We start from the raw sequence: 25,917 nt of genomic DNA, 5'->3' as shown, positions 1-25,917 counted from the left end.
CGTGGGGCGCCTCAGTCGCCGTGCGCGCCGCCCGGCATGCCGGTGCGGCGGAACTCCGACGGGCTAAGCCCCAGGTGCTGGACGAAAAAGCGCGTGAAGTGTCCTTGCGCGCTGAATCCGAGTTGGTGTGCCACGTCCCCGATGCTGGCATGCCGTTCCGCCAGCAGGCGTGTGGCGATGCCGATTCGGATCCAGTCGAGGTATTGCTGCGGCGAGATGCCCATGCAGGCCTTGAACTGGTGGAAGAGCCGGCTGCGGGACATGCCCACCGCGCTGGCGACCGTTTTAACGTTGGGGTTTTCCCCGGCGTGGCTGCGTATGTACTCGGTCGCGCGCTTGATCCGGTAGTCCAGCGGCCTGGTGTTTGCCAGCACTTCGGTCATCGACCGCCGCTGAAGATGGCAGGCCGACACCCTGCGCGCCAGATTCGCGACGGCGGCCTCGCAATCTGCCGAGCCAATTGCCGAATCGTCGGCCAGATCCCGAGCCAGGCAGGTACCCAGCGCCGTCAGCGATGTGACGGTATCCGCATCCATGCGCACCAGCGCTTTACTGAAGTGCAGGCCGCCGGCAGGATTGTCGACGCCGAGCGTGCGCCCGAGCCATTCCGGCTCCAGCAGCAAGGCGAGCAGCAGCGAAGGCGAGCCCTCCTTAGCGCTCTTCGCATGCGTCGACCAGGGATTGATCAGCAGCGCGCAGCCGTCGGTCAGTGTCGCCGGTTGGCCGTCGATCTTGAATGTCGCATCTGTGCCGCCGATCTTGAAGATCAGATGGAACTCCGCATGCGCATGCGCGACGAGCGGCCCCGATATCCGATGGAGGGTGGCACGGCCGAAGCTGCCGTGGACGATGCGTATCTGGCGGTCCTTTGCCATGCAAGTTGTCTCCTCAAGCAAGCCAAGGGGGAATCGTGCCGATGCGCTGCAGGTGGCGGAGCGCGATTTCACTCTCAGTCAACCGGCGCCCGACCAATCGATGCCGAAGAAGTCGTACAGGAGACAGAGGACCCGTCAGTTCCACACGCTTCGGCGAATCACTCGATAACCCCCAAAAAAGTGCAAACGTTTGCATTCGGTCAGGATTATGTCATGTGTGTGGCAGCCGTCAAGGGAAAGACAGTGCAGTCCCGTCGATTCGGCCGAACGTGAAACAAGGTCCACACGGGAAGGGGAACGGGCAGGGCGTTGCTAACGATTCCTCGGCGCGCCTGCAGGTGACTTTCCGGCCACGCTACGCCCAGGGGGCGCGGATGCCAGCCTGGCTGGCAAGTGCCTCCAGCGCGTCAGCAGTCACAGGCGCCAAGGCAATCCCGTTCGCGCCGCGCTCCCGGGCTTCGGCGTAGCCGCGTTCTCCCGGCAGCCGCGGAGGACCTTCGACAGAGGCCGGCAGGTTGTGGATGGCCCCAGCGAGCTCGGCCAACTGCGCTTGAAACAGGGAAGGGTCCACCACCTGGGCGATATCGATCACGAGCAACCACGCGTTCTGCGTGTGGCGATGACCGGCAGCGGGGGCCAGCAGCGTGGGTGCCAGGATCGGATGGTTGGTCAGCAGGCTGCAGGCGATCTCGGCCATCAGCGCGAGGCCCGACCCTTTCGGGCCGCCCAGTGGCAGCGGCGTTGTCGCCTGGCGCGCGTCCGTGGTGGGATTACCCATGGCATCGATGGCCCAGCCCGGCTCGAGCGGCCGGCCGGTGGCCCGAGCCTGCATCAGCTTGCCGAAGGCAACGGCTCCCGAAGCCATGTCGAACACGATCGGCTCGCCTAGCCCCGGGCAGGCCATGGACAGCGGAGCAGTTGAGACGCCCGCCACCGAGGCGCCATGGTAGGCCATCAGCGGTGACGAAGCGGCCATTGCCATGGCAAACATTCCTGCACTGGCCACATGCGCGGTGTGAAAGCCGAGCGCGCCGGTATGCGTTGTCTCCCGCAAGAGCACCAGGCTCGCCCCGGCCTGGCGCGCCCCGGCGATAGCTTGCCCGGCGGCAATGCGCATGCCCAGCGCACCGGCGCAGCGATCGCCCTCGACCACGGTCAGGGCTGGCAGGCTTAGCCCCGGGCGCGGTTGTGCCTGGCCATTCATGTCGCCCGAGGCCAGCCACGCAGTGTACTGCGGGATGCGCGAAACCCCATGTCCGGGCGAACCGCGCAGGTCAGCCCATACCAGGCTCTCCGCCACCAGTGAGGCGCCAGGTTCGTGCAGCCCGGCCGATGCAAGTAGTGCCTGTGCGAAGGCTTGCAGCCCGGCTGCGCTGATCATGGTCGAGGGGCGCGCAGTCATGCGGCCCCCAAAGACGCCTGGCGGGCCGGGAAGAACTTGTGCAGCCAGTCCGTGACCAGGTTCAGGACGGCCCGGTTGTCATCGGAGAAGATGAAATGATCGATCTCCGAGAACAGATGCAGTTCGGCCGGCATCCTGGCGTTGCGGAACAGCCCGATCGACTGGTCTGTAGGGGTGACCGAGTCGTCCGCCGGATGCAGCAGCAGGAGCGGACGCGGGGCAATGTTGCCGACCACTGCGTTCGGCCGAAAGCGCAGCATGCTTTCGACCACCTCGAACGGGAACTCCATGAAGCTTCCCGCAGGCAGACTGCTGCGCATCTCGGGGGGAATGGGCACGATGTCAAAGCGCGAGACCTGCATCGACTGGCCCGTGGCCAACCGGGCACGGCCTTCTTCCACCATTGCCTCGAAGCGCTGCCAGGCGGCCGAACCGGCATGCTGCTGACGCAGCTTTACTTCCCCATCGCCCCATCCGGCCGATGAGATGCAGGCCACGATGCGAGGGTCAACGCCAGCCGCATAGACCGCCACGGCCGCACCGAAGCTGTGACCCATCACAGCAATCTTCGCGGGCTCCACTTCGGGCAGGCTCTGCAAGTAGCTGACCGCGTTGCGGGTGTCGCTCACCTGGTCCTCGCATAGTACCTTGCCGCGCGCACCTTCGCTGTTACCGCAGCCCCGCATGTCGAAGCGCAGGACCACATAGCCCAGCGACGAAAACAGGCGCGTTGCCAACTGCACCATGCCGTCGTCCTTGTTGCTGCCGAACCCATGGAGCACGGCGATAGCGGGACGTCGCTCGCCTGCGGCAAGATCGGGGGGTAAATGCAGGGCTCCGGCCAGGCGAAGCCCGTCGGAGTCAAATTTCACAACCGTGTGCACGCTCATTTCTCCAAGTTTCGTGGCACACGATGTTGTACGAAATCCGCCTTCCGATGGCTGCCCAAGCATCCACTGACTTACCCGATCGTCCGCTTACTTGAGAGGGAGAAAAAGATGGAATGAACGCGCCCCCGCCCCCACGAAGCGGGAGCGGTTCCATTCAGATCTGGGAAGCGAGGCAGATAGGCGTGCCCCCTCATCATGAAACGGCATCGCTGTGCCAGAGTGGGGAGTGCCTTTCCTTACAACCTGCAGGCCACCGCCAGCGGGAAGTATTAAACCGGCACGGTATCTGCCAGCGTCACCTTGGCTATTCCAGGAAGACGTAGTCCGCCCGATACGGCATGCGATTCTCCAGTCCCTCCTGTGTGCAGGCCTGAGGGAGGGCTTGTCCGCCTAGCGTATTCAGCCGTTGCACGTAACGCGTCCTCGCAAGCAGGCCAGTTCCGCCGGTGCTCGTTGCCTGCAATAGCAAGAGTGGAATACTGTCCGGCTCCTGAGCATTGGGCGTCTGTCGTAATACCTTGCCGGTCACCTTGCTGCCGTCAGGCGCTTCCCAGGTTGGCCCAGCGTAGTGTTTGACGACGAGTTGTCCGGTGTCATCCTTCAGGGTTGCTTCCGGGGCCAAAAAGCTCCATAACAACCGGCCGTCGTTCGCACGCTTGCACTGATAAATCTGTACACCGGATGCGTGCAGCACCGCGATCGTTCCACGCGCGTCGGTGGGTTGGAGTTCGGGCGGAGCCGATATCCTCGGTGTGGTACACGAAACGAGCACGCCTGCCATGCAGAGTACAGTAAGATTCGCTTTGCGAAAATGCCGAGAACCTTGCGACATTTGGCCTCCTTACCTTAGCCCATGGGAGGATAGTACTTCCCGAGCCACGTTGCCAGTTGCGTCCGCGCGGGTCCGGACGGTGCCGGCCCGCGGGTGGAGACCATCGGCGAACGAGTCCCGGCGCCCACATGCAAGCATCCGGCGGCTTGCTCTTCGGTAGCGGCGGTGGTGAGAGCGCCGGCACGGGCGCTTCTGGCCCAAGAAGGGGCCTTGGCCTGGGCTATAGGGGCGTCTCTTCCCGACCGAGGCCGGTGGAAACGTCTCTCGAATCGCACCAATGCGCGTCCCCTCCGGGGCGTAGCCTGTCTTAGCGAATTTTCGGCTAATCCGGTCGTGGGCGGCGTCGGAACGGGTGCGAACAGCGCTAATGGGCCCCTGAGCGTGGTCGTCAGCCCCATTTTTTGGGCGCAATTGGGTGCTTACGCACCCACCAGGCGCATGGCCTTCATTGTTTTCGAGAACCCGAGAATTCGAAGGACGCGCTTCAGGTTGTACGCCAGAACATGCAGGCTCATTTCAGTTCCTACATTCGGTAGCGTGCGCGTCAAGAAGTGCGTGTAGCCCATCCAATGCTTGAAGGTTCCGAAGACATGCTCGACGGTTCGCCTGCGAACCTTCATTGCATCCGGCGTCTTGTCGAGCCGGCGGCTGGACGGCCTCCAGCACTGCCTCATGCTCCCATCTGGAGATGCGCCGGTACGGACTCGGCGTGCATTGAGACCGCATGGTGCACTGAGGACAAGCACTACTCCAATAGCGGCGTAACTGCAGTCCATGCTCTTCTCTGGTGAAGCGGTATATCGCACGTTCGCCGGCGGGACATTGATATTCGTCGTCTCGGGCAATGTAGATGAAGTCCGCCCTATCAAATCGACCTCCCGCCTTCGCGCTGGACGTCGTTGGCTTGGGCAAGATGGCAGCAATGCCCGTATCCGCGCACGCCCTGATCTCCTGCGCACTGAAGTAGCCACGATCAGCTATGGCTTTAAGCCTGGTCTTACCCATCGCATCGCGAGCGGCTCGAGCCATCGAGCTGAGTTGCGCCCGATCATTGCCAATATTGGTGACCTCATGAGCGACGATCAGATGGTGCTTTGCATCTACGGCCATCTGTACGTTGTAGCCGACCATTCCAGAGCCCTTGCCACTTGTCGCCATCGAGCGCGCATCCTGGATCGGTCATCGAGATCTGACCATCTGGCAGCGTCTTGAGCTCTTGCTTTATCTGGTCAAGGCTATGCACCTGCTGACGCAGTTGCGCAATCTTCTCGCGCAGTCGAGTTGTCTTGAGTTCTATCTCCGCCGGCTGCGTGCGATCCGCAGTCTCCAGCGCGCTCAGATACCGCTGGATGCTTTCCTCGATTTGCTGCTGGCGCTTGTCGACCTTGCCAGCAGTGAAATTGCGGTCCCGAGTATTGACTGCCTTGAACTTGCTACCGTCGATGGCGACCAAGGCCTGCGAGAACAACTTTAAATCGCCGCACAGAACTACGAAACGACGGCAGACATTGCGAATGCCCGTGCTGTTATCCCTGCGGAAGTCTGCAATCGTCTTGAAGTCCGGCGCCAGTCGGCCGGTCAGCCACATCAGCTCTATATTGCGTTGGCATTCGCGTTCTAGACGGCGGCTGGACTGGACCCGGTTGAGGTAGCCATAAATGTATATCTTCAACAGGACGGCAGGATGATATGAGGGGCGACCTGTAATCGAAGGATTGGCACCTTCGAACCCGAGCGACTCGAGATCCAACTCTTCAACAAACGCGTCGATGATCCTAGCGGGGTTATCCTCGGCGATGAAATCATCGAGGCATTCTGGAAGCAGCGTAGCTTGCTTGCGGCCTTCTCCCTCTATGAATCGCTTCATCCGGTCCCCCAATCTGAATGCGTTGATCCAGTCTAGGTGATCGAGACGTTTTCACACACCCTCGACCCAATGTTGCCACTGGGCCGTGCGCATCGCCAACGGCAGCTTCCCAGATACAACAGTCATCCGCTCGGCCACTTCGGTAATCGAGGATCTGGAGGCAATAGACTCAGAATTGCCGGGAAGCGACGGTTGCCTCGGAGATCCATAGAGCACTCATCGGCCTTCACGAACGGAACGGACTGGAAGGCGCAATCGACCTGAGCGATCGCGAAACGCCCCGCATAATGACGCGGGGTGCCCCTTGTCTGTCGATAATCAGAGAAAGGTCGCTTTCGAATGGAAGCTTGAAATTGTGAGAGCTCTAAAGAGTGGGCGGACAATTCCACTATTTACAAGGAAGCTACTGCGCAGTAGGGTTCCTTGGGCGTAAGAGCGATGGCGAGCCCGGCGCCAAGACGATCTGGATCGGCATGCAGCGAACCATGGACGCCGCGCTCACCATTCAAGCGCTACGGGAAGAGCGTGATTTCTGCATAAGGAAATACCTTAAAGGCCCTCAAGCGTCTGGGCCGTGAGTAGCCATGCGACCAAGCGGTACTGTTCGACGAGGAAACCCTCGTTCGTGAACCATTCCGCGTAGGGCATCAGACGAACACCCTTCGTTCCAGGATCCTTAATCTGACTTGCCCCGGCTAGAAACAGTTGCTTGCCATCCGATACCCGCACCATCTCGGTACCGACGCTCATTGCTATCCCTCTGACATCGTTGGCGCCGACAGGGACGCTCAACGCATGACGCACTGTGATCTTCAGCTTGGCCGTGGCATGCGAGGCATCATCCGTTAGGCGATATCCCCTGATAGCCAGGTCTTGCTTTGCCTGACGTTCAATCAACTGAGAAAGGTTGGCTTGCGTGTCCAGTACGTGCTGGATACGGGAGATGGCCTCCGACGCCGTTGCGGGCACCTTTCCAGAAACTGTATCCACCTCGCGTGCATTTGGGCCGAAGACCGTAGCCTTGGATAGCTGAACAGGTTCCACGTAGACGGAGCCGATCGAGGCCTTCGTCTGTGGATCAATGGAGGACGCGGCGCAAGCGGCAAGAGCGGCTGCGGCAAGGGCAACAAAACTGCGGCGAAGCAATTTGACCTCCAAAGTTTAGAGTCGGCTAGGAATGCTGCACGCTACATTAGCATGAATCTGTGCGCGTCATTAGGCCATCAAAGTGATCAAGTGTGGGGACCTGCGGCTGCTGCGACGAGGAATACTTCTACCTGAAGGTCAAGGTTACCTTCCCTGGAGTTCCTCGTCGAACCGAAAGAAAGACCACGTCGCGCAGTGATGCGACGTGGCCGGAATTGCTATTTCCCAGAGGAGGAACGCTCGCGCAGAGCAGCAAAATGCTGGCATAAAAGTGAATCAAAAAGTGGTCGGCAAATTTGGAATCTATTGCGTAAAACACCCTACGATATTTTGATCTTTGAATCCATTCTTTGCCGCGCGTTCCTGCACCGAAGAACGTCGACATCTGCCAGGGCTCGATTTTCTCCGTCCAAATGCCCACAAAGCGGGTCTGGCGATCATTGAGTTGCTGCTCGATACCGTTGCCGCCCAAGGTAAGCCCTCTTCGCCGTACCCAACGATACGAACGAGCGCATCCTTGAGCCAGAAACCTTGCGCATATGCGTCGGTGCCCCACACTCGCGGTTACACTCGAATCCGAGGCCGCTGGCCATCGAATGTCCGTTAGCGTGGCGAATGCCGACGTTTGAGCGCCCGAGTAATCGCGCGGGCCAACGACGCTTCATGGCCGATATGCGTCAGCCCACGGGACAGACCAACCAACTCTGTACCAGCCCCAAAAAAATAACCGCAGCCGAAGCTGCGGTTATCCCACCCCACCGGAGCAACACCCCCGGCCACATCAGCTTCCCCACTCATTCCACCGGACAAATCTCCGCCGCCGTTCGATCAAACTTCGCCTTGATCATCTCCACCAGGCACCGGATACCAAAGCAAGCATCCGAACATTCGCTTTCCACTTCCAACAGCGCCAGCACCCTGTCCAATCCAGCACTGATGCAATCCATGGATTCCCGAAATTCTTCCGGAATAGCGGCCAACACGGTTTGTTGTTTCGACGCAGTTTGTTCCTGCATTGCGAGCTCCTATCACAGTTGGAAGACCCGCCTGATACCTGCATTAAAAGGGTGGCGGGCCTGACAGCGGGGGTACCAATACCGGCTCATTCACAGAGTAGTCCGGCCAGCCTTGCGGCTGCCCCGCCCGGCCCGCCATTAACTGAGGGATGTGGGCGTACGACTGTGGCCGCTTGAGACGGCCATCTGGAATGAGATCCGGGTTGGTACACCCGATCACCGTTGTTTCGGTGATGGCTCTAGTGTTCCCATCTCTGTCGTCTGTGGCGATCAGACGATTCGCAATCTTCCGGCGCTTCGTTGTTAGGCAGTTACCTAGCGAATCCTGTCGAACCCACCAGCGGCCCAGCGCTCGGCGCTGTCGCGCGTCAGCCGAAAGTCGGGCCGCACCTTCACAGTCGCCAGCACATCGCCGAAGGAATCCTCAGCCGTGAGCGTGCCGAAGGGCTCGAATTCATCCGGCGTAATGACGAGCTTCACCATCACAGTGCCGGATTCAGACTCGATACTGACCTGCTTGTTGAGCTGCGCATGCAATTGCTGCTCATGCCGCCGGATAACCTCTGAAGCGGTCTTGACCAGCGTCTGGTGGGCGGTGGCATCCAGCGGCTTGGGATCGACCTTGTTTCGCCCCATGGTCCAGGGCCCGACCAGCGCGGGCTCGGCGCTGCCGTCGCGGATCATTTCTACTGCCCAGCCGTCGCCGTCTTCGTTCTTGATGACGCGGGCGGTCCAGCCCTTGTCGCGCCAGAGGCGGGGTTCGTGGATGGCGGTGAATTCGTGCTCCGGCAGAGCGTCGTCGGTGTGGTGCATCAATCTCGTGGTACGGGTCGGGGAACCCGCGAGGATACTATAGGGGCCGGAGGAGAGGGCAGGCGGTGGCATACCGACACGCGTCAATTCCTCGATGCTCCGGCCCTCACCCCAGCCCTACCCAGGAACCATCGCTAACCCATTGTTTTTGCTGGCACCAGATCAAGGCCAGGTTTCTGCGCGAGCTTGCGTAGCACGCGTTGCTCGGACTGCGCGGTACGGGTCTGGTAGTAGCGCAGACCGTGTTCGACGTAGTCCGAGCCTTTGACCATAGTCTGCCAGAACAAGGCAGCGAGCTTGCGCGCGAGCGCTTTGTTGGCGATGAGGCCGCCGCGGCGGGCCTTGAGGCGGCGATAGAAGCCGCCCAGGGCCTTGTCAACGCTGTTGGCCAGGCTACGGGCCATGGTGCAGAACAGTTGGCCGGTACGGTTGCGGTGGCGCGATTGCTGGGAGCGGCGCTTGCCGCTCTGGTGGGAGCCCGGCGCGAGCCCGGTCCAGGCGGTGAAGTGCTTGGCGGTGGGCCACCGGCTCAGATCGGTGCCGACCTCACCGATCACGAGCAGCAGCGAGTAGTCGGCGAGCCCCGGCAGTTGGGTGGGATCATTGCCGCCACACAGCTGCAGCAGCCTGCGGTGCAGGCCGTCGATCTTGGGCGTATGCGTGCCGCCCGGCTTGGCCGGCGAGGCCGGGTCGTCGTCGCGGGGTGGACCGCTTAGTGCGCGTAGCACCTGTTCGATGGCGCGATCGCATTCGCTGATCTGGCTTTGGTAGTGCTGCCAGCTCTGTAAGGCCTGGCGCAGGGCAAACAGGTGTTCGTCCTTCCACATGCCGCGTAGCGATTCCTTGACCCGATCGCCCTTGTGCTTGCGGATTTGTGCGTCGCATAGCGTCAGCAGGTCAGCGGGGTCGCGCCGGCCAGCCAGGATGGCGTCGATGACCTTGAGCCCGCTGACGCCGGTGAGGTCGCTGATGACCGCATGGAACTTGACGTTCATGCGCTCGAGCGCCTTTTGCATGTGCTGCACGTGGCTGGCCGCCAGCGTGATGTGATCTTGGCGCAAGCGCAGATAGTCCCGCAGTTGCCGGATTTCGGCCGGGGGCACGAAGCCGGAGTGCAGCAGGCCGTGCGCATGCAGTGTGGCCAGCCACTGGCAGTCGGCCATATCGGTCTTGCGTCCGGGCAGGTTGCGCACCTGCCGGCCATTGACCACCAGGACCGTGATGCCGGCGGCCTCCAGCGCACCGTACAGGTACAGCCAGTACACGCCGGTCGCCTCCATGGCAACTGAGCGCACGCCTTGGTCCCGCAGCCAGTCGATCAGCGTCGACACGTCTTGGGTCATGGTGCCAAAGACCCGCGGCGTGTCACCCGCGATGGACACGTGCAACTTCTCGCTGCCCACGTCGATGCCGGTGGCCCGGTCATCCAATACCGGTAGCGTTTTCATCTGCGGCCTCCTCTTCTTGGGAAGGATCGGCGCCAACGTGCCCGGCAGACACAAAAATGGAAACAAACCTACCCAGCGGGAAGCTAACGACGCTCACCAATCAAGCCCAATGCTGTCTGCCGGAGCCAGTCTCTCCCACGGGCAACAAGAAGTGCACCAGAGGGGACGCGGCCACACTGCGCGTCAAGGCCGAGTATCAACCACTATACGACCGGTTCCTGGGGCAAGCCGGCATGGGCCGCATGCGGGGGACTCTCCCGCAAGCGGGAGAGGGAGCGCGCCATTGGTTTGTCTGGAGTCTGTAGCACTTGCCAGCCGTTGGCGAATGGTGGACAGGTTTAGCCGCGGCCTGCTAGCGCCGGGTGAACATCGACTTCCTGATAATGGCGTGCACGCCCCAGTTGCCATTGACCACCTGCGTGATACCAAAATCCACCGCAACGGAGATCAGCGCGACCGCCTCGTCTTCACTCAGCCCCTTGACCGACATAAGGAAGCGGCGTGTCTTGCGGAAGGCGTCGCGCATGGCGTCGTCTAGGGTGGACTTCAGGTAGATGTGGCTCTGCGCCATCTGGCCCAGTTCAGCCAGGTGGTTCGGCGAGCTGAAGCCATGCAAAATCCATTCGTCGGCGGTTTCCACCAGCGGGTAGCTCAGGTCGGCGAAGGGAGCGTCGCGGTCGATCATGGTGCTCTTGTGCAGGATGAGCTGGAAGTCACCGGTGAGTGAGCATTCGATGGCCGTGCCGCACAGCTCGGAGTCTCCCTGGGAGGCATGGGGATCGCCAATCGACAGCAGGGCGCCCGGCACGGCTACCCTGAGATAGACGCTGGCGCCCCGGGTGACGCGCCAGTTGTCCAGGTTGCCGGCGAAGCTGGAGGGCGGGATGGAGTCGATCAGGCCGTCCTGCGCCGGCGCCACGGCGATGACGCCGAAGTGGGGGCGGACCGGTATCTCGATATCACGCAGCACGTCGTAGTTCTTGACGATGGTGTCGTGGTCGACTGGCACGCCGGGATAGTCGATGGTCGGGTGCAGCACGCCGAACGGATCGCGCTGCGGCGTCCAGCGGAAGTTGTAGACCGCGCGCGCACGGCTGTCGGCACGTTCGCAATCGATCTCGAAGACGGTGACCACTTCGCGCTCGCGCGGCTCGGTCAGCATGTCGCGATAGTGAAAGCCCCACCAGGTCGCGGCGTTGCTGCCGAAGGCCCTGCCGGCAAAGCGCGGGTTGCAGCACGGACGCGGGCGCACGTCGAGGATGCGCACCTCCAGCACATCGCCGGGCATGGCGCCGCGCACCGCGACCGGGCCGGTGCAGATATGCACGCCAAAGCCTTCGCCGGCGCCGCGGCCATAGACCGAGGCGTCGATGGGGCCCGCGCCGCGCCGGTTGACGTTCTTCTGCTCTGCGGTCCAGTGAAAGACGCTTTCTGCGCCGGCGTCGCCTTCGATCATGCGTTCCCGGTCGTCAGAGGCGTGCTGCGTCAGTGTTTCGATGGTGACGGTGTCGCCGGGCATGACCTCGAGCACGGGGGGCAGGTCGTGGCTGAGATAGCCCCAGTGCACGGTCTTGTCCGTGGCCTGCAGCCAGTGGTGTCGGCCTTCCGGGCGGGCGGCATGCGAGCGCGCCTGGGTGATGGGGACGATGGTAGGCGCCGGTTGCAGGCGCGCAGCAGGGACATCGTTCGCGGGCGCGCCAGGACTGGCGGGAGCACGTTTCGCATGGGCCGGAAGCCCGCGGGAGACATTCTGCGGTGGGCGATGCTCGGGCGTGTTCGCCGTCTGCTCACGGTAGGCGCGGGGCGAGAGCCCGAACTGTTCGCGAAACGCGTGGCTGAAGTGCGAAGGGTCGTTGAAGCCCCAGCGATAACAGATGTCGGAGACCGAGAGCTTGTCGTACTGGTGATTCGCCAGGTCGGCCCGGCATCGCTCAAGCCGGCTGGTGCGCAGGTAGGCGGAAAAGCTGCTGCCGGATTTCTCGAAGAGCTTCTGCAGGTAGCGGGCCGACATGCGCTCGTCCGCGGCGATGGCGGCGAGGCTGAGTTCCGGCTCGGCAAGGCGTGCGTCGATGCGGCTGCAGACGCGCGCAAAGACGGCCGCGCGCGAGGGCGTCATGTCCGGCGGTGCGATGGGCTGGCTGTCGGCCAGCGCGGCGTCAAGGCAGGCGGTGATGGTGTTGTCGAAGGGCTGGATGGCCTTGGCGTTTGCGGACACGATGGTGTCGAAGCTGGCCGCCATGGACTGGAGCAGGCGGGCAAACAGTTCCGCCGAGTCGCCGCTCAGTACCAGCGCGGAGCGAGGCAAGGGGGCCGTGATGCGTGCGCTGAGCAATGCCTGGCCGATATGCACGATCAGCATCCGGAAGCTGGTAGCAAGGGCCAGCATGCGGGCGGCGTGTGCCGGCACGCTGACCACCTGCCCCGGCCGCAGCGGTTCACGCAGTTCCGGCGCAGCGAGGTGCGCTTCGCCTTCGGTCAGCATCACCAGCATCAGGCCGCGGCCATCGCCGCTGGTGATGGCCAGCGTCTGGGGGACCGACGCAATGCAGGTCAGCTCGATGCCCGCGGGGGTGGTCCGGGACTGGATCGTGCCGTGCAGGGTGTGATCGGCGCACAGGCTTTCGCAATGCAGGCGTGCGGCGCGGAGTTCGTCACGCCAGGCTGCGCCGCGTCGGTTGCGTGGATAGGCTTCGGTGGAAAAACGCAAAAGGTGCAATTGAACCTCCCTGGCATCACGCTGCAACAGCGAAAACGGGCGGACATTGCTGTCCGCCGCGCATCCAAAGCACTACTTGCGAAGTCCAGGCCATCCGCTAGCCGAACAGCAACTGCCCCCGCATCGCGGCCACCAGTACGAACCCCGCAAACGTGCCAAAGATGGCGAAGATCCCGCCGAGCACGTTCGGGGCCGGTATCGGCGCACGTACCGCAGTGTAGATAACGCCAGTCACCAAGCCAACGGCTGCGGCCTGCAGCTCGGTGCTGCCCAATGCAATTTCGAGCATGTCATTCCCCAATCTCATGAATTGCGCGTGATTCAGCGGCTTTCCGGCGGTCGTCCGAAGGCGATGGTCCTGCGCCACGCGTGCACGATCAGATAGCCGATGTAGGTGAAGAGGATGGCGCAGATCCCGCCGGTGACGTTTGGCGCGGGGATCGGCAGGTTCAGCCAGGAATACAGGGTGCCGGTGACCAGGCCGACGATCAGTGCAACCAGCTCGTTGCGTCCTATGTAGACGTATTGCATGTGGTTCTCTCCCTTGGTGTTGCGTTGATGGCTCAGCCCTTGTCCTTGGGCGGAAAGATCGAACGCGGCATGGTGCAATGGATGCCCTGGGTGCCATCGACGACCTGCGTCACGCCGAAGTCAGCCGAGACGCTCATGAGCGAATAGGCATCGTCGCGCGAGAGTCCCTGTTGCTCGGTCAGCAGGTGGATCATGTCGCGGGCCGCGTTCTTGCCGGCTTCATCCAGGTCCTCGTGGAAGCCATGGACGACCCAGCAATCCGGCGTTTCCAGCAGCGGCGACGGGAAGTGGAAATCCTTGCGCAGGACCACCTGGAACAGGACGTTCAATGAGGCCTCGATGGCGGTGCCGCTGACTTCGCCGTCGCCTTGCGAGATATGCGGGTCGCCGATCGAGAACAGCGCGCCGTCGACCTGGACCGGGTAGTACATGGTGGCGCCCGCGCCGATGCGCCAGTTGTCGATATTGCCGCCATGCAGGCCGGGCTCGACGGTGGTGACGCGACCGCGCGCGTCGGGCGCGACGCCAGCGGTGCCCAGGTGCGGGCGCACGGGAACGCGTACGCCGGCCAGCGCGGGCTGCCGGCAGCATTCCCGGTCATCCACGAGCTTGCCGGGGATGGTCATCTTGCCGGGGTAGTCGAAGGCGTACAGGGCATGCGCGGTGTTGGAGCGCTGGTCCAGCTCATAGATGGTGACCCGCTCCTTCTCGAACTCTTTGTACAGCTGGCCCCAGTGGGCCGCGGCATTCGCCCCGAAACGGAAGCGCGGAATCATCTGCAGGTAGCGCACCTCCAGCACGTCGCCGGGCTTGGCGTCTTCGACATAGATGGGGCCGGTCATGATGTGCACGCCGGGGTTGCGGTCGTCGTGGGGAATCGCCCGGAAGATCTCGCGAATGGCGTCATCCATCATCAGGTCGGGGGCATCGCCGGCATGGTGGGTCACCGCTTCGGCGCGAATGAGGTCGCCGCTTTTCACGGTCAGGGCGGGCGCCTTGGCGGCATCGAAGTAGCCCCAGTGGACGGTCTCGGGGCGGGCGGGCAGGTCGTGCAGCATGTTGTCTCCATTGTTTTTTGCAGCCGTATCCGCAGCCGTTCACCCGGTGAGCGGCTGGATTGATTGAGGTAATCAGGGACACTGGCTATGCGTGATGCTCATGAACCGCCGCGATTGAGAACGGCGGTTCGTGGCCAGGCAGGGTATGCCTGGTACCGCACGGCAGTCCTTCACGCGCCGCGCGGTGAGTCAATACTAGGAAGAGGGCGTTGCGGGGGAGTAGGGCGATTCACCCCAAACTCTTGTGTTGCTGCGTACTAAGGTAAACCCTCTCAGGCGACAGCCTCAGTTCATTGCGCCTCGGGCCATTTCCCCTTGCGGGGAAAGCGCATATCGAACTCGGTGAACACGTGTTCCTCGGAGCGGCAGCTGATGCTTGCCCCCCAGCTGTTCAGCACCTTCTGGCAAAACGCCAGTCCGATGCCGGTGCCGCGATGCGCCGGGTAAGAGAAGAAGGGCTGGAACATCCGGGCCAGCACTTGCGGCGGCACGCCCGTGGCGGTGTCGCGGAACACCACATGGACGGCGTCGGGCCGGACCTCGCAGCGGATATGGATGGTGCCCTTGCCGGCCCGCTTGGTCGCTTCCAGCGCGTTCTTCAGCAAGTTGGTCGTGACCAGCCCGAACAACTGGGCGTTGCCCATCACATAAGCGGGGCCAGGCAGGTCGACGGTGACCAGTTCCAGGTCGCTCTGCTCGAACGGAAACCGGCCGACAGCGTCGCGGATCACACCGCCCAGTTCGAACAGCTCCTGCGTGGCGTTGTCCGGGTTCTTGGAGTTGGCGACCAGCAGTTCAATGCTGTTGCTGATATGGGCCAGGTCTGACTCCATCCGGGCCACGGCCTGCATCAGACCGTCGCGCAGCGGCGTGTCCTGGTCCAGGGCGGCCGGCAGCCGTGCCTTGAGGCCCCTGGCAGTCATGGCCAGGCTGGTCAGCGGCGTGCGCAGTTCGTGCGCGACGGTGGCCAGCGCGGCGGCCATCCCGCGCCGTTTCTGTTCGGCCAGCAGCTGGCGGTCCATCTTGATCACCACCAGCACCGCGATGACAAAGCCGATCACCGGCAACTGCAGCAGTACCGGCTCCCACGGGATTCCGCCCATGGAGTTGCCCGCCAGCACGAACAGCGCGATGGCTGCGGCGGCCCCTGAGAACAAGGCAATGGTCGCGAACGCGGTGTTGAAGTGATACAGGATCACCACCGCGATGATGACCGATTCGGCCCACACCATGGAGCCGCCATTCTCCAGGTAGAAGAAGATGAAGGCGAACGGCAGGCCTACGGTAATGGCAAAGAGCGCATAGGGTGGCAGCCAGCGCCGGTCCGAGAAGGCGGAGGCGAACAGCAGCGGCACGAACAGCGCGGTGCAGACCAGGCGCAGCCAGAGGTTTTCATAGGGCTGCGGGAAGATGTAGGACCAGATCACGTAGTACAGCGGGTGACCGATCACGCCCAGCGCGCCCACCATCTGGATCCGGCGTAGCCGGATGACGCTCTCCTCGTCCAGCAGGGTGGCCCGCGCGGCGGTCTCGAACACGGTCTGCCACGCATGGCGGGCGACGCCGGCAAGTGAGGTGCGGCCGTCTTCCGCTTGCGCTACCTTTGCATCCATCTCCAGGACTACTCCTCGCGGGAACCTGCCAGCGGCCCGCTTGTGGGATTTTGAGACTTGCGCCGGGCCCGGCGCGTCGAGGACCACTCATCCAGCCGGACTTCGTCGCGGATGCTGGCGAGCACGCTGACCAGGCGGTCGATTTCATTGGCGGCAAGTTTCGCATGCAGCGTAAGTCGCATCAATGCCCGATTCTTCGGTGTTGCTGGCGCACAGAATACCGCGCCGAAGATCCCGCGGCTCTGCAACGCATCGCGCAGCACCTTGACTTGCGGCTCGGTTCCCGCCTCCAGGCCGATGATCTGCTCGGAGCCTTCGCCGATGTTGTAGCCCAGTTCGGCAATCGCAGCCCGGGTGTCGCGGGTGATGGCGTGCAGGCGCGCACGGCGCTCATCCGCCGTGGCGACGAAATCCGTCACGGCATCGAACCACGCAACCTCATGGCGCAGCAGCCCGGAACTGAAAATGGCCGGCCGGGACTCAACCGCGAAGAAGTCCTTGAAATCGGTCGAACACGCAACATAGCCGGCGCGGCCGGCGAACGCCTTGGCCAGCGAGGCCGTGCGGAAGTGTACGCGCTCAGACAGCCCGAGCGCGCGCACCAGGCCGCCGCCAGACGGCCCATGGGTGCCGAGCGAGTGCGACTCGTCCACCACCAGCACGCAGCCCGACGCCTCTGCCAGTTCCACATAGTCCTCCAGCGGCGCCACGCTGCCCGTGGTGCTGTAGACCGAGTCCACCATGATCACTCCCGGCCCGAAGCGCTCAAGCTGGCGGCGCACGTGCTCGCAATCGTTGTGGCGCACCGGCACGGCCTGCGCGCCCGCGGCGATGATGCCCTCCCACAAGGAGGCATGCCCGTTCATGTCGATATAGACCGGAATGCCGGGGCCGGCAATGCACTGCACCAGGCCGACGTTGGCGGCCCAGCCGGACTGGGCGATCAGCCCGTCCTCGGCCTGCATCAGGTCTGCGATCTTGCGCTCGACCCGCCGCTGAGGGGTGTCGCCGTGCTGGAACACGGACGACATCAGCAACTCCGGCTCTTCATTGAGGAAGGCCCGCGCCTGCGCCTGTACCAGCGAGGATTCGCCAAGCAGGCAGAGATAGTCGTTGCTGCTCAGGTGCAACGCATCGGGCCCGGGCGTGCGTCCGTGAAGCAAATGATCGCCGCCCCAGAGCTTGCCCATCCGCTCGTCGAAATGTTGTGCCATCCGCGCCGTGATCCATGGCGGCAGCGTGGGGGCTTTGGCGCGGGAGGCGTGGCGCATCGAGTGCGGAGGCTCGGCTTCGGAGAACATCGGCTTTCCTTCTACAGGTCGGGTAATAGTGAGATCGGTGGCAAGGCTCTGCATGGCGGGGGCGGCAACAGATGCCGTCCGCGCGCGAGGCGGCCGCACCCAGTCCTTCCGGCGAGGTGCCATTGCTGACAAGTCGGGAGAGTCCTGTTGACGTAGCGACCACTGTGCCAGCCTTAATCAGCGATTGTGACCGGACTTCCACCAATCCAACGTCTGTTTGGAGTGGGGGTGCCGGGTTGAGACAGCCGCGTCGTGGCCACATCCTTCGCTAGTCGATTGGCCGATTTCTCACTAAAAAATGCCTTTACCATCACTTATGTGATGCTTGCGCTACCTGTTGCGCCGATCCTTGAGCCCCGGACCGGGCGTGGCTTGCGCTTGGCGGGACCTAGTCAGGCCCGGGACTGCCGAATGCTCATCATCAGTCTTGGTGAAGAACGCCCTTTTTGCACGCCCTGTTTCCAGGCAGGCGGCTGCGGCAGCGCGCCATAGCCAGGAATCGGGGCAACATGGGATTTGGCACCGAGGGCGGGAAACAAGGGGCTGCCTGGTACGCAGGTTGCGGCCGGCGGCGCTCGCCGCCAGCGTGGGGTGTCTGGCGGCGTGTGGGGGAGGGGGTGGCGGTGGCTTTGGAGAGGGGGGGCGCTGCCCATGGCGCTTCCAGGCTGGTGCCTTTGGCGTTCAGGTACAGGGCAGCAGCGTGCTGCGCGTGTTCACCTACGCGCCGGGCCTGCCGGTGCCGGCGCGCTCGGCGGCGCTTGTGTCGGGGGCGTCTTACGCCTGGCCTGCTTTGTCGGTCAGGTACTCGGACTTCTCATAGTCGAAGGTGCCTTTGCGCGAGGCGCCATGCGCTAGCGCATGGCACCCATGCTATCGGCATGAACTCAAGCCGCGCTACCACCAACCAGCGCCGCCCCCCGCGCCTCCATCGTCCTGCGCGCAATATTGAGCTGGTGGATCTGCGTCGTGCCCTCATACAGCCGGAACAGCCGCACATCGCGATAGAAGCGCTCGGCCACGGTGCGCGCCATATACCCGCTGCCGCCGAATACCTGCACCGCGCGGTCGGCCACGCGGCCGGCCATCTCAGAGGCGAACAGCTTGCACATCGACGCCTCCATGGTCACGTCCTCGCCGGCGTCGCGCTTGCGCGCGGTGTCGAGCACCAGCGCGCGGGCGGCGTGCAGTTCCGTATTGCTGTCGGCAATCATCTGCTGCACCAGCTGGTAGTCCGCGATCGGCTTGCCGAACTGCCGGCGCTGCGCCGCGTAGCGGACCATCTCGTCGACCAGCCGGATGGCGGGCCCCACGCACAAACCGGCCAGGTTGATGCGCTGCTTGTTCAGCGCCTTCATCGCTGTCTTGAAGCCGACATTGGGTTTGCCGCCGACGATGGCGCTGGCCGTTACGCGGCAGTCCTTCAGGTAGACATCGCCGACCGGCGAGCCGTGCTGTCCCATCTTGCGTTCCGGTTCGCTGGTGCTGAGGCCGGGGGTGCCGCGCTCGATCAGGAAGGCGCTGATGCCATGGGCGCCCGGCGTATCGGGATCGGTGCGGGCGAACACGGTGAACAGGTCCGCGATCGGGGCATTGGTGATAAAGCACTTGCTGCCGTTCAGCACGTAGTGATCGCCGTCCTGGCGTGCGGTGGTTTGCAGCGACGTCGCATCGGAGCCGGCTTCGGGCTCGGTCAGCGCAAAGCAGCCGGTCACCTTGCCGGAGGCCAGTTGCGGCAGATAGCGCTGTCGCTGTGCTTCGGTGCCGTCGGCCACCAGCGATTCGGAGGCGATGCCGGTATTGCCGCCGAAGCGGGCACGGAACACGGTGGCGGCCTGCGAGACCTCGATGTTCACCAGCGCCAGTTCCTCGGTGGTCAGCCCTGCGCCGCCGTACGCTTCGGGGATGCTGTGGCCGAACAGGCCGAGGCGGCGCATCTGCTCGACCACGGGCTCGGGTATCACGTCGGTGCGATCGATCTCCGCCTCGAGGGGAATGCAGGTTTCGAGCACGAAGCGGCGGATATCGGCCAGCAGCGCTTGCTGGCGGGCGGAGTCGCGGATCATGGAAGGTTTCCGGTTGATTGAGTGAGCGTGGGCGTGTGCGGCTACTGTGCCGTGATGCCGGCGGTCTTCAGCACGCCGGTCCACTTTTTGGTTTCGGTATCCAGGAAGCGGTCGAACACGGCGGTGGATTGCGGTGCCAGGTCCATGCCGAGTTCGACCAGGCGGCGTGCAGTGGCGGGGTCGGACGTTGCCTGCGCGGCGGCCTCGGCCAGCTTGCGCACCACCGCGTCCGGCGTGCCCTGCGGCGCGACCAGGCCGAACCACCCGCCCACTTCATAGCCGGGCAGGCGCGCGGCCTCGGCCACGGTTGGCACGTCGGGCATCACGGCTGAGCGCTTTGCCGAGGTCACCGCCAGCGCGCGCAGCTTGCCGCTTTGCACCTGCTGGCGGGCAATGGCCGAGGTCAGCGCCATCATCGAGACGCGCGCGCCCAGCAGGTCGCTCATGGCCTCGGGCTGGCCCTTGTAGGGCACATGGGTGAGCTTCACGTGCGTCATCTGCGCCAGCAGTTCCGCCGAGAGATGGTTCGAGGTGCCGACGCCCGCGCTGGCGTAGGTCAGCGTGCCGGGCTGGCTGCGCGCGGCGTCGAGCAATTCAGGCAGCGTGCGCAGCGGCGACGCGGCCGGCACCACGATCACGTTGGGTACGGCACCAATGCCCGCCACCGCGCGGAAGTCTTTGCCACCCTTGCCCTGGATCGACGGGTTCAGCAGCGGCCCGACCACATAGCTGGGGCTGACCGCCAGCAGCGTATAGCCGTCGGCAGGCGACCGGGCGACGAAGTCCGCGCCGATGGCGCCGCCGGCGCCGGTCTTGTTCTCGACGATGACGGGCTGCTTCAGCACCCGCGCCATGTTCTCCGCGGTGATGCGGGTGACGGAGTCGACCACGCCGCCCGCCGAGAACGGCACGATGATCCGTATCGGGCGGTCCGGGAAGCGCGCCGCATTGTCAGGGGCGGCCAGCGCTGGCAGCGGCATCAGCGCGGCGCAGGCCAGCATGCCGGCAGCGAGCCGGCGCAATGGTTGGATGGCATCCATCTTGTCTCCTTGGGTTGCCTGCGCCGGGGGATTTCCCGCGGCGCGTTTTCATGCGGGCCTCTGGCGGGCCGCTTGTCATTGCCGGCGACATCACCGGCAGACTGCATTGCTGCGTCCTGTCGGCTAGCGCGCGCAGCTCAGTTCGATCTGCCGCACCGCCTCGCGCAGCCTCGGCGCCACCTCGCGCTCCAGCATGTTGTCGCGATTGCGCGATGCGGCGATGGTGCAGTTCAGCGCGAACGGGTCTTCGTGCAGCGACTGGCGCACGGGTGCCGCGATCGCGTGGATCTCTGGCCGCCACTCGCCGCGGCTCAGGCAGTAGCCGTGGGCGCGGAAGTGCTTCTGGTCGTCCGCCCACATCTGGCGCTCAACGTTGAAGCGCTCCGGATCGTCCACGCGCAGCCGGTTCAGCAGTGCCGTGCGCTCGTCTGCGCTGCAGGCCAGCAAGACCGCGCGGCCGATCGCGCTGGCCAGCAGCGGCCGGGTGCTGCCGATGTCCGGCTGGTAGAGGTTGCCCGGATCCAGCCGGCAACTGTCCACGTACACCACCGACAGCCGCTCGCGCATGCCCAGGTTCACCGTGCAGCCGGTTTCCCGCGCAATGGCCTCCATATAAGGCCGCGCCACCTGGCGGATCGCCAGCCCGGCCAGCATCGGGTAGGCCAGCGCCAGCACCCCGGCGCCCAGCCGGTACTTCTGGTTGCCGGGCACGCGGCTCAGGAAGCCGAGCAGCCCCAGCGTGTAGGTCAGCCGCGACACCGTCGCCTTGGGCAGCCCCGTGCGCGCCACGATGTCCTGGTTGCCCAGCACCGGGCTGGACGGCGTGAAGGCGCGCAGGACCTCCAGCCCGCGCGCCAGGTTGGTGGCGAACTGGCGGTCGGTGGCCAGTGCGTCCTCGCTGGCCAGGCCTGGCAGGGGCAGGTGTTCCGGGTTGCGGTCCATGCTGTGCGGTGGTTGCTTGGGTTCCATGCTGGGATCCGGGGATGGGGGCGTCAATGTTGTAGCACGACCGTTCCGCACAGCGAAACCGTACTTGCATCCGAGCCAGCCGCCTGCCACCTTGCAGCAGACGCCAATGCCGCCGGAGGCCCGCCATGCAAGACCAGGAACACGCTGTATCGCCAGACGCACACTGCACGGGCCCGCTGGGCGGACTGCGCATCCTCGACATGGCCACCGTGGTGGCCGGCCCGTTTTCCGCCACGCTGTGTGCCGACATGGGCGCGGACGTGGTCAAGCTGGAGCTGCCCGACGGCAGCGATCCGCTGCGCGGGCTGGAGCCGGTTACCGAGGACCACGCCCTGTACTGGAAGGTGACCAACCGCGGCAAGCGCGGCATCTCGCTAGACGTGCGCACGCCGCGCGGCCGCGAGATCTTCCTGCGCTTGCTGCCTCAGTTCGATGTGCTGGTCGAGAACTTCCGCACCGGTACGCTGGCGCGGTGGGGGCTGGATCTCGACACCCTGCATGCGGCCAACCCGAAGCTGATCGTGCTGCGGCTGACCGGCTTCGGCCAGACCGGGCCCGATGCGGCGCGGCCGGGTTTTGCCCGCATCTTTGAAGCCAGGAGCGGCCTTACCAACCTGGCGGGCACCGCGCAGAGCGGGCCGATGCATATGAACTACCCGGTGGGGGACATGATCGCCGGCCTGTTCGGCGCCTTTGCGATTGCCACTGCGGCGGCAGAGCAGCGCGCCAGGCCCGGCCAGCGCGGCCGCGAGATCGACCTGGCCGCCACCGAGGCGCTGTTCCGCCTGCTGGACCCGCTGGCCATCGAGTATGAACAGCTGGGACATGTGCGCCAGCGCGCCGGCAACCGCACCACCTATGCTGCGCCGTCCAACATGTACCGCACCGCGGACGAGATCTGGGTCACGATAGTGGCCTCCTCCGACGCCACCTTCCGCCGGCTGGCCGAGGCCATCGGCGCGCCGCAACTGGCGCAGGCGCCGGAATATGCCACCAACGCCGGCCGCGTGCGCAATATCGAAGCGCTGGACGGCAGCATTGCCGAGTGGTTTGCCGCGCAGCCCTATGCCGCCGTGGCGGCCCGGCTGGAGCAGTGCCAGGTGCCATTCAGCAAGGTATTCAGCATCGCCGATATCGTCGACGACCCGCAGATGGCGGCGCGCCAGGCCATCGTGCGGCTGCCCGATCCGGACCTGGGCTCGGTGCCGGCGCCATGCGTGGTGCCGCGCTTCTCGGGCTATGCGCCGCCGTCACCGCGTACCGGGCCGGATGTGGGTGAACACAATGCCGAGGTCTATGGGCAGCTTGGGATCGGGGATGAAGAGTTGGCCCGGCTGCGGGCAGAGGGCGTGGTCTGACACACCGGGCGCGGGGCTACGCTGTCCGCGCTAGCCCCGGCGCCTATATCGGCATCGGCGCCGGCGAGAGCGCGGACGATCCGCCGCTGCACAATCCCTACTACGACTTCAACGACCGGATCTTGCCGCTGGGCGCGGCGTATTGGGTGGCGCTGGTCGCGCAGCAATTGCCGGCCAGATGACCCGCGCCCGTCAGGGCATGCGGGCCGCTTGCGCGAACACATTCAGGAACCCCAGCGCGGGTTGCGCGCTGGCTTGCGCTTCGATGCTGGCAGCAAGCACCGGCGCCGGCAGCCAGGGATAGGGCAGTGCCGCCTGCAAGGCCGCCAGCGTGACCGCGCCGGGATCGGCGATCGTGTCGATCCGTTCGATATGGATATGCAGGCTGGCGATACGGTACGTGCCGTCATCGCCGGCGGCAAAGCCCCAGCGGTAATAGCCCTTGCCGACGCGCAAGGCGCTGGCCGCGGTTTCCCGCATCACCACCAGCCAGGGGATCGTCATGGCGTTGCCGTCCAGCGCCGCGCCAACGTCGCCGATGTAGTAGGTCCGGCAGCGGTCGAACGTCTTGGCAAACTCGCTGACCAGCGTCGCAGCAATGGCATCCGCGCCTTCTGCCCTCGGCGGAAAGCTGATGGAGTCGGTATCGATCGAGAAGGTCAGCGACGCATCCGGAGCGAAGGCTTCGTGGATCAGCGTCGGACGATTGTTGTCCTTGGCCTCGACGTATTGGGCCAGCCGGGCTTTGGCGGTGGCGAGCGGGATTGTGTTCATGCTGGACTCAAGGGTATGGGTTGAAAGGCGGGGGGGGCGCTGAGGTGTTGCGGCGAGTTTGTTAGAATTTGGCACAAAGCTTGTATCAAAAGCTAAGTGGACATACCGCCGATGGCAACGACTCCTGCAAACAAGAACCTGACCGTAACGCATCCGGCGTGCCTGGTCGACGGCTCGGACCGTGAGTTCCGGCACCTGGTGAATGGCCTGCTGCCATTTGCCGCGCGCCTGCTGTCCGTGCGCGACGGCTTTGGCGGCCTGATCGGCCTGACAGGGGTCCAGTACTCGCTGATCCGCTCGATCCTGCACCTGTCGCAGCAAGGCGAGGTGACGGTCAACCAGCTCGCCGACCATCTGCACCTGAGCGGCCCGTTCATCACCATCGAGACCGGCAAGCTCAAGAAGCTGGGGCTGATCGACAAGAAGGCCCATCCCGAAGACAAGCGCAAGATGCGACTCACCATCACCGCCGCCGGGACGCGTCTGCTCAATGAACTGCTGCCCGTGCAGCAGCAGATCAACGACGTATTGTTCGACGGCGTTTCCCGCACCGAATTCAAGGTGCTGTGCTCGGTGGTCGACCGGCTGGTCGCCAACGGCGATCGCGCCGCGCTGGATCTCGAACACCTGCAGGCGCGCCGGCAGAAAGTCTAGTGCGCGGCCCACTGCACCGTGCCGACATCGATGCCTTCCTGGTGCATCTCCCATAGCGGGCTCAGTTCACGCAGGCGGGTAACGGTCTCGCTGACCTGCCGGATGACTTCGTCCACCTCTGCCTCGGTGGTGTAGCGCCCCAGCGTAAAGCGGATCGAGCTATGCGCCAGCTCGTCGCTGCGGCCCAGCGCCCGCAGCACGAACGAGGGCTCCAGCGAGGCCGAGGTGCAGGCCGAGCCCGACGACACCGCCACGTCCTTGATGCCCATGATCAGCGATTCGCCTTCGACATAGTTGAAGCTGATGTTCAGGTTGTGCGGGATACGGTGCGCCAGGCTGCCGTTGACGTAGACCTCGTCCAGCCGCGACAGCCCCGCCAGCAGCCGGTCGCGCAACGCGCCCACGCGGCGCGCTTCCTCCGCAAGTTCCAGCTTTGCCAGCCTGAAGGCCTCGCCCATGCCCACGATCTGGTGCGTCGGCAGGGTGCCTGAGCGCATGCCGCGCTCATGCCCGCCGCCGTGGATCTGCGCCTCGATGCGGATGCGCGGCTTGCGCCGCACGTAGAGCGCGCCGACGCCCTTGGGGCCATAGACCTTGTGCGCCGTCACGGTGAGCAGGTCGATCTTCAGCGCTTCCAGGTCGATGGCGATCTTGCCGGCGGCCTGCACCGCATCGCAATGGAACACCACGCCCGCAGCGCGGCAGAGCTCGCCGATCTGCGCGACTGGCTGGATCACGCCGATCTCATTGTTGACCATCATCACCGACACCAGGATGGTGTCCGGCCGCATGGCCGCGCGCAGCGCGTCAAGGTCGACCAGGCCGTCGGTGCCGACGTCGAGATAGGTCACCTCGAAGCCCTGCCGTTCCAGCTCGCGGCAGGTATCGAGCACGGCCTTGTGCTCGGTTTTGACGGTGATGATGTGGTTGCCCTTGCCGCGATAGAAATGCGCCGCGCCCTTGATCGCCAGGTTGTTGCCCTCGGTGGCGCCGGAGGTCCAGATGATCTCGCGCGGGTCCGCATTCAGCAGCGCCGCCACATGCGCGCGCGCGGCCTCGACCGCCTCTTCCGCCTGCCAGCCGTAGTAATGGCTGCGCGATGCGGGGTTGCCGAACTGCTGGTGCAGGTAGGGAACCATCTTCTCGACGACCTGGGGGGCGACCGGTGTCGTCGCGCTGTAGTCCATGTAGATCGGAAGGGTCTTCGGCTCGGATTGCATAGCGCTCATTCCTGGAGGCGGATGTGGGGACGACCGTGGGCAAAGCGTACCCGGTGGTCAAGGAAAGTGGGGCCGAGTCTAGCACCGGGTAGCGGCCGTTCGCGGCGGTGCCATGCTGCCGGTAGGGTTGCTTGACGCGCGGACAGCTGCAATTCCGGCCGCGTGGCGATACCTGTCCGCTAGCCGGAAAACCTTGTCCGGCAACGGTTTCCGGACTTCATTGAGTCTCCTCGGGAGGCTGTCCGGCTCCGCACTCTAGGGTTTCCACCAACTTGAATGGCGTTGTTTTATAGCATTCAATAAAACCTAAGTTACAAAGGTAAATAAACAA

The 25,917-nt window shown here is 64.3% G+C and carries 23 protein-coding genes and 1 pseudogene; 3 read left to right on the top strand and 21 right to left on the bottom strand.

All coding sequences use genetic code 11. The features are described 5' to 3' along the window. Positions 1-11: 11 nt before the first annotated feature. The 5 genes and pseudogenes from AC1Q7H_RS06600 to AC1Q7H_RS06580 form a co-directional block, all read right to left on the bottom strand. Entirely contained in the window at positions 12-875 is an 864-nt protein-coding gene (locus AC1Q7H_RS06600) for an AraC family transcriptional regulator (protein WP_211979647.1), read from the bottom strand. 355 nt (positions 876-1,230) lie between these two features. Next, positions 1,231-2,277 carry an Ldh family oxidoreductase gene (locus AC1Q7H_RS06595; RefSeq protein ID WP_013952122.1) on the bottom strand — a complete coding sequence of 349 codons (1,047 nt, stop codon included), beginning with the start codon at positions 2,275-2,277 and terminating at the stop codon, positions 1,231-1,233. Continuing rightward, positions 2,274-3,167, bottom strand: a complete 894-nt coding sequence (locus tag AC1Q7H_RS06590; protein WP_041228544.1) for an alpha/beta hydrolase — start codon at positions 3,165-3,167, stop codon at positions 2,274-2,276. The genes AC1Q7H_RS06595 and AC1Q7H_RS06590 overlap by 4 nt, the downstream gene beginning before the upstream one ends. Positions 3,168-3,471: 304 nt before the next feature. Next, positions 3,472-3,999 (bottom strand): DUF3455 domain-containing protein, encoded by a 528-nt coding sequence (locus tag AC1Q7H_RS06585; RefSeq protein ID WP_041228545.1) that lies wholly within the window; start codon positions 3,997-3,999, stop codon positions 3,472-3,474. A 419-nt stretch (positions 4,000-4,418) separates the two neighbouring features. Then, positions 4,419-5,866 (bottom strand): annotated as a pseudogene (locus AC1Q7H_RS06580) (IS1182 family transposase). A 371-nt stretch (positions 5,867-6,237) separates the two neighbouring features. Between AC1Q7H_RS06580 and AC1Q7H_RS06575 the strand changes: the two are divergent. Further along, entirely contained in the window at positions 6,238-6,444 is a 207-nt protein-coding gene (locus AC1Q7H_RS06575; protein ID WP_080569582.1) for an IS4 family transposase, read from the top strand. Here the strand turns inward: AC1Q7H_RS06575 and AC1Q7H_RS06570 are convergent. The 14 genes from AC1Q7H_RS06570 to AC1Q7H_RS06505 form a co-directional block, all read right to left on the bottom strand. Further along, positions 6,416-7,024: a hypothetical protein gene (locus AC1Q7H_RS06570; RefSeq protein WP_041228546.1), complete on the bottom strand. Its 609-nt coding sequence runs from the start codon at positions 7,022-7,024 to the stop codon at positions 6,416-6,418. The two genes, AC1Q7H_RS06575 and AC1Q7H_RS06570, sit on opposite strands and share 29 nt — an antisense overlap. 115 nt (positions 7,025-7,139) lie before the next feature. After that, on the bottom strand, positions 7,140-7,484 hold the full coding sequence (locus AC1Q7H_RS06565; protein ID WP_492381062.1) for a hypothetical protein: 345 nt from the start codon (positions 7,482-7,484) through the stop codon (positions 7,140-7,142). Between the two features lie 322 nt (positions 7,485-7,806). Next, positions 7,807-8,028: a DUF1484 family protein gene (locus AC1Q7H_RS06560; RefSeq protein WP_211979649.1), complete on the bottom strand. Its 222-nt coding sequence runs from the start codon at positions 8,026-8,028 to the stop codon at positions 7,807-7,809. Between the two features lie 315 nt (positions 8,029-8,343). Beyond that, entirely contained in the window at positions 8,344-8,841 is a 498-nt protein-coding gene (locus AC1Q7H_RS06555) for a hypothetical protein (RefSeq protein WP_013952132.1), read from the bottom strand. A gap of 134 nt (positions 8,842-8,975) precedes the next feature. Next, positions 8,976-10,325, bottom strand: coding sequence for an IS110 family RNA-guided transposase (locus AC1Q7H_RS06550; protein ID WP_492381061.1), 1,350 nt, complete (start codon positions 10,323-10,325; stop codon positions 8,976-8,978). Positions 10,326-10,641: 316 nt separating this feature from the next. After that, positions 10,642-13,005 (bottom strand): acetamidase/formamidase family protein, encoded by a 2,364-nt coding sequence (locus tag AC1Q7H_RS06545; RefSeq protein ID WP_492381060.1) that lies wholly within the window; start codon positions 13,003-13,005, stop codon positions 10,642-10,644. Positions 13,006-13,102: 97 nt separating this feature from the next. Beyond that, a complete protein-coding gene (locus AC1Q7H_RS06540; RefSeq protein WP_013952134.1) occupies positions 13,103-13,294 on the bottom strand; it encodes a DUF1427 family protein in 192 nt (63 codons plus the stop codon). 32 nt (positions 13,295-13,326) lie between these two features. Further along, complete coding sequence (locus AC1Q7H_RS06535; RefSeq protein WP_010812532.1) at positions 13,327-13,536, bottom strand: XapX domain-containing protein; 210 nt, start codon at positions 13,534-13,536, stop codon at positions 13,327-13,329. Positions 13,537-13,568: 32 nt separating this feature from the next. Continuing rightward, a complete protein-coding gene (locus tag AC1Q7H_RS06530; protein ID WP_013952135.1) occupies positions 13,569-14,594 on the bottom strand; it encodes an acetamidase/formamidase family protein in 1,026 nt (341 codons plus the stop codon). Positions 14,595-14,884: 290 nt separating this feature from the next. Further along, on the bottom strand, positions 14,885-16,207 hold the full coding sequence (locus AC1Q7H_RS06525; RefSeq protein WP_013952136.1) for a sensor histidine kinase: 1,323 nt from the start codon (positions 16,205-16,207) through the stop codon (positions 14,885-14,887). Positions 16,208-16,215: 8 nt separating this feature from the next. Then, entirely contained in the window at positions 16,216-17,508 is a 1,293-nt protein-coding gene (cqsA, locus tag AC1Q7H_RS06520; protein ID WP_492378876.1) for an alpha-hydroxyketone-type quorum-sensing autoinducer synthase, read from the bottom strand. An 884-nt stretch (positions 17,509-18,392) separates the two neighbouring features. After that, positions 18,393-19,571 (bottom strand): acyl-CoA dehydrogenase family protein, encoded by a 1,179-nt coding sequence (locus AC1Q7H_RS06515; RefSeq protein WP_153954769.1) that lies wholly within the window; start codon positions 19,569-19,571, stop codon positions 18,393-18,395. 41 nt (positions 19,572-19,612) lie between these two features. Continuing rightward, a complete protein-coding gene (locus tag AC1Q7H_RS06510; RefSeq protein WP_211979653.1) occupies positions 19,613-20,611 on the bottom strand; it encodes a Bug family tripartite tricarboxylate transporter substrate binding protein in 999 nt (332 codons plus the stop codon). Between the two features lie 123 nt (positions 20,612-20,734). Then, positions 20,735-21,580, bottom strand: coding sequence for an IclR family transcriptional regulator (locus tag AC1Q7H_RS06505; protein ID WP_013952140.1), 846 nt, complete (start codon positions 21,578-21,580; stop codon positions 20,735-20,737). 125 nt (positions 21,581-21,705) lie between these two features. Here AC1Q7H_RS06505 and AC1Q7H_RS06500 point away from each other — a divergent pair, with 125 nt between their 5' ends. Continuing rightward, a complete protein-coding gene (locus tag AC1Q7H_RS06500; protein ID WP_492381059.1) occupies positions 21,706-22,938 on the top strand; it encodes a CaiB/BaiF CoA transferase family protein in 1,233 nt (410 codons plus the stop codon). A 192-nt stretch (positions 22,939-23,130) separates the two neighbouring features. Here the strand turns inward: AC1Q7H_RS06500 and AC1Q7H_RS06495 are convergent, their stop codons facing one another. Next, complete coding sequence (locus AC1Q7H_RS06495; protein ID WP_211979654.1) at positions 23,131-23,712, bottom strand: nuclear transport factor 2 family protein; 582 nt, start codon at positions 23,710-23,712, stop codon at positions 23,131-23,133. A 111-nt stretch (positions 23,713-23,823) separates the two neighbouring features. Here AC1Q7H_RS06495 and AC1Q7H_RS06490 point away from each other — a divergent pair, with 111 nt between their 5' ends. Further along, positions 23,824-24,366, top strand: coding sequence for a MarR family winged helix-turn-helix transcriptional regulator (locus AC1Q7H_RS06490; protein WP_211979655.1), 543 nt, complete (start codon positions 23,824-23,826; stop codon positions 24,364-24,366). Here the strand turns inward: AC1Q7H_RS06490 and AC1Q7H_RS06485 are convergent. Further along, complete coding sequence (locus AC1Q7H_RS06485) at positions 24,363-25,586, bottom strand: IscS subfamily cysteine desulfurase (RefSeq protein WP_013952144.1); 1,224 nt, start codon at positions 25,584-25,586, stop codon at positions 24,363-24,365. The genes AC1Q7H_RS06490 and AC1Q7H_RS06485 overlap by 4 nt on opposite strands. Positions 25,587-25,917 lie beyond the last annotated feature (331 nt).

This window comes from Cupriavidus sp. GW823-FHT06D04 (assembly GCF_058795055.1).
This window is presented reverse-complemented; position numbering and strand designations above follow the sequence as displayed.

Bases quoted from the DNA above. Each gene is read 5' to 3' on its own strand.
- AC1Q7H_RS06600 (WP_211979647.1), bottom strand. From the start codon at position 875: ATGGCAAAGGACCGCCAGATACGCATCGTCCACGGCAGCTTCGGCCGT.
- AC1Q7H_RS06595 (WP_013952122.1), bottom strand. From the start codon at position 2,277: ATGACTGCGCGCCCCTCGACCATGATCAGCGCAGCCGGGCTGCAAGCC.
- AC1Q7H_RS06590 (WP_041228544.1), bottom strand. From the start codon at position 3,167: ATGAGCGTGCACACGGTTGTGAAATTTGACTCCGACGGGCTTCGCCTG.
- AC1Q7H_RS06585 (WP_041228545.1), bottom strand. From the start codon at position 3,999: ATGTCGCAAGGTTCTCGGCATTTTCGCAAAGCGAATCTTACTGTACTC.
- AC1Q7H_RS06560 (WP_211979649.1), bottom strand. From the start codon at position 8,028: ATGCAGGAACAAACTGCGTCGAAACAACAAACCGTGTTGGCCGCTATT.
- AC1Q7H_RS06555 (WP_013952132.1), bottom strand. From the start codon at position 8,841: ATGCACCACACCGACGACGCTCTGCCGGAGCACGAATTCACCGCCATC.
- AC1Q7H_RS06540 (WP_013952134.1), bottom strand. From the start codon at position 13,294: ATGCTCGAAATTGCATTGGGCAGCACCGAGCTGCAGGCCGCAGCCGTT.
- AC1Q7H_RS06535 (WP_010812532.1), bottom strand. From the start codon at position 13,536: ATGCAATACGTCTACATAGGACGCAACGAGCTGGTTGCACTGATCGTC.
- AC1Q7H_RS06530 (WP_013952135.1), bottom strand. From the start codon at position 14,594: ATGCTGCACGACCTGCCCGCCCGCCCCGAGACCGTCCACTGGGGCTAC.
- AC1Q7H_RS06525 (WP_013952136.1), bottom strand. From the start codon at position 16,207: ATGGATGCAAAGGTAGCGCAAGCGGAAGACGGCCGCACCTCACTTGCC.
- cqsA (WP_492378876.1), bottom strand. From the start codon at position 17,508: ATGTTCTCCGAAGCCGAGCCTCCGCACTCGATGCGCCACGCCTCCCGC.
- AC1Q7H_RS06515 (WP_153954769.1), bottom strand. From the start codon at position 19,571: ATGATCCGCGACTCCGCCCGCCAGCAAGCGCTGCTGGCCGATATCCGC.
- AC1Q7H_RS06510 (WP_211979653.1), bottom strand. From the start codon at position 20,611: ATGGATGCCATCCAACCATTGCGCCGGCTCGCTGCCGGCATGCTGGCC.
- AC1Q7H_RS06505 (WP_013952140.1), bottom strand. From the start codon at position 21,580: ATGGAACCCAAGCAACCACCGCACAGCATGGACCGCAACCCGGAACAC.
- AC1Q7H_RS06500 (WP_492381059.1), top strand. From the start codon at position 21,706: ATGCAAGACCAGGAACACGCTGTATCGCCAGACGCACACTGCACGGGC.
- AC1Q7H_RS06495 (WP_211979654.1), bottom strand. From the start codon at position 23,712: ATGAACACAATCCCGCTCGCCACCGCCAAAGCCCGGCTGGCCCAATAC.
- AC1Q7H_RS06490 (WP_211979655.1), top strand. From the start codon at position 23,824: ATGGCAACGACTCCTGCAAACAAGAACCTGACCGTAACGCATCCGGCG.
- AC1Q7H_RS06485 (WP_013952144.1), bottom strand. From the start codon at position 25,586: ATGCAATCCGAGCCGAAGACCCTTCCGATCTACATGGACTACAGCGCG.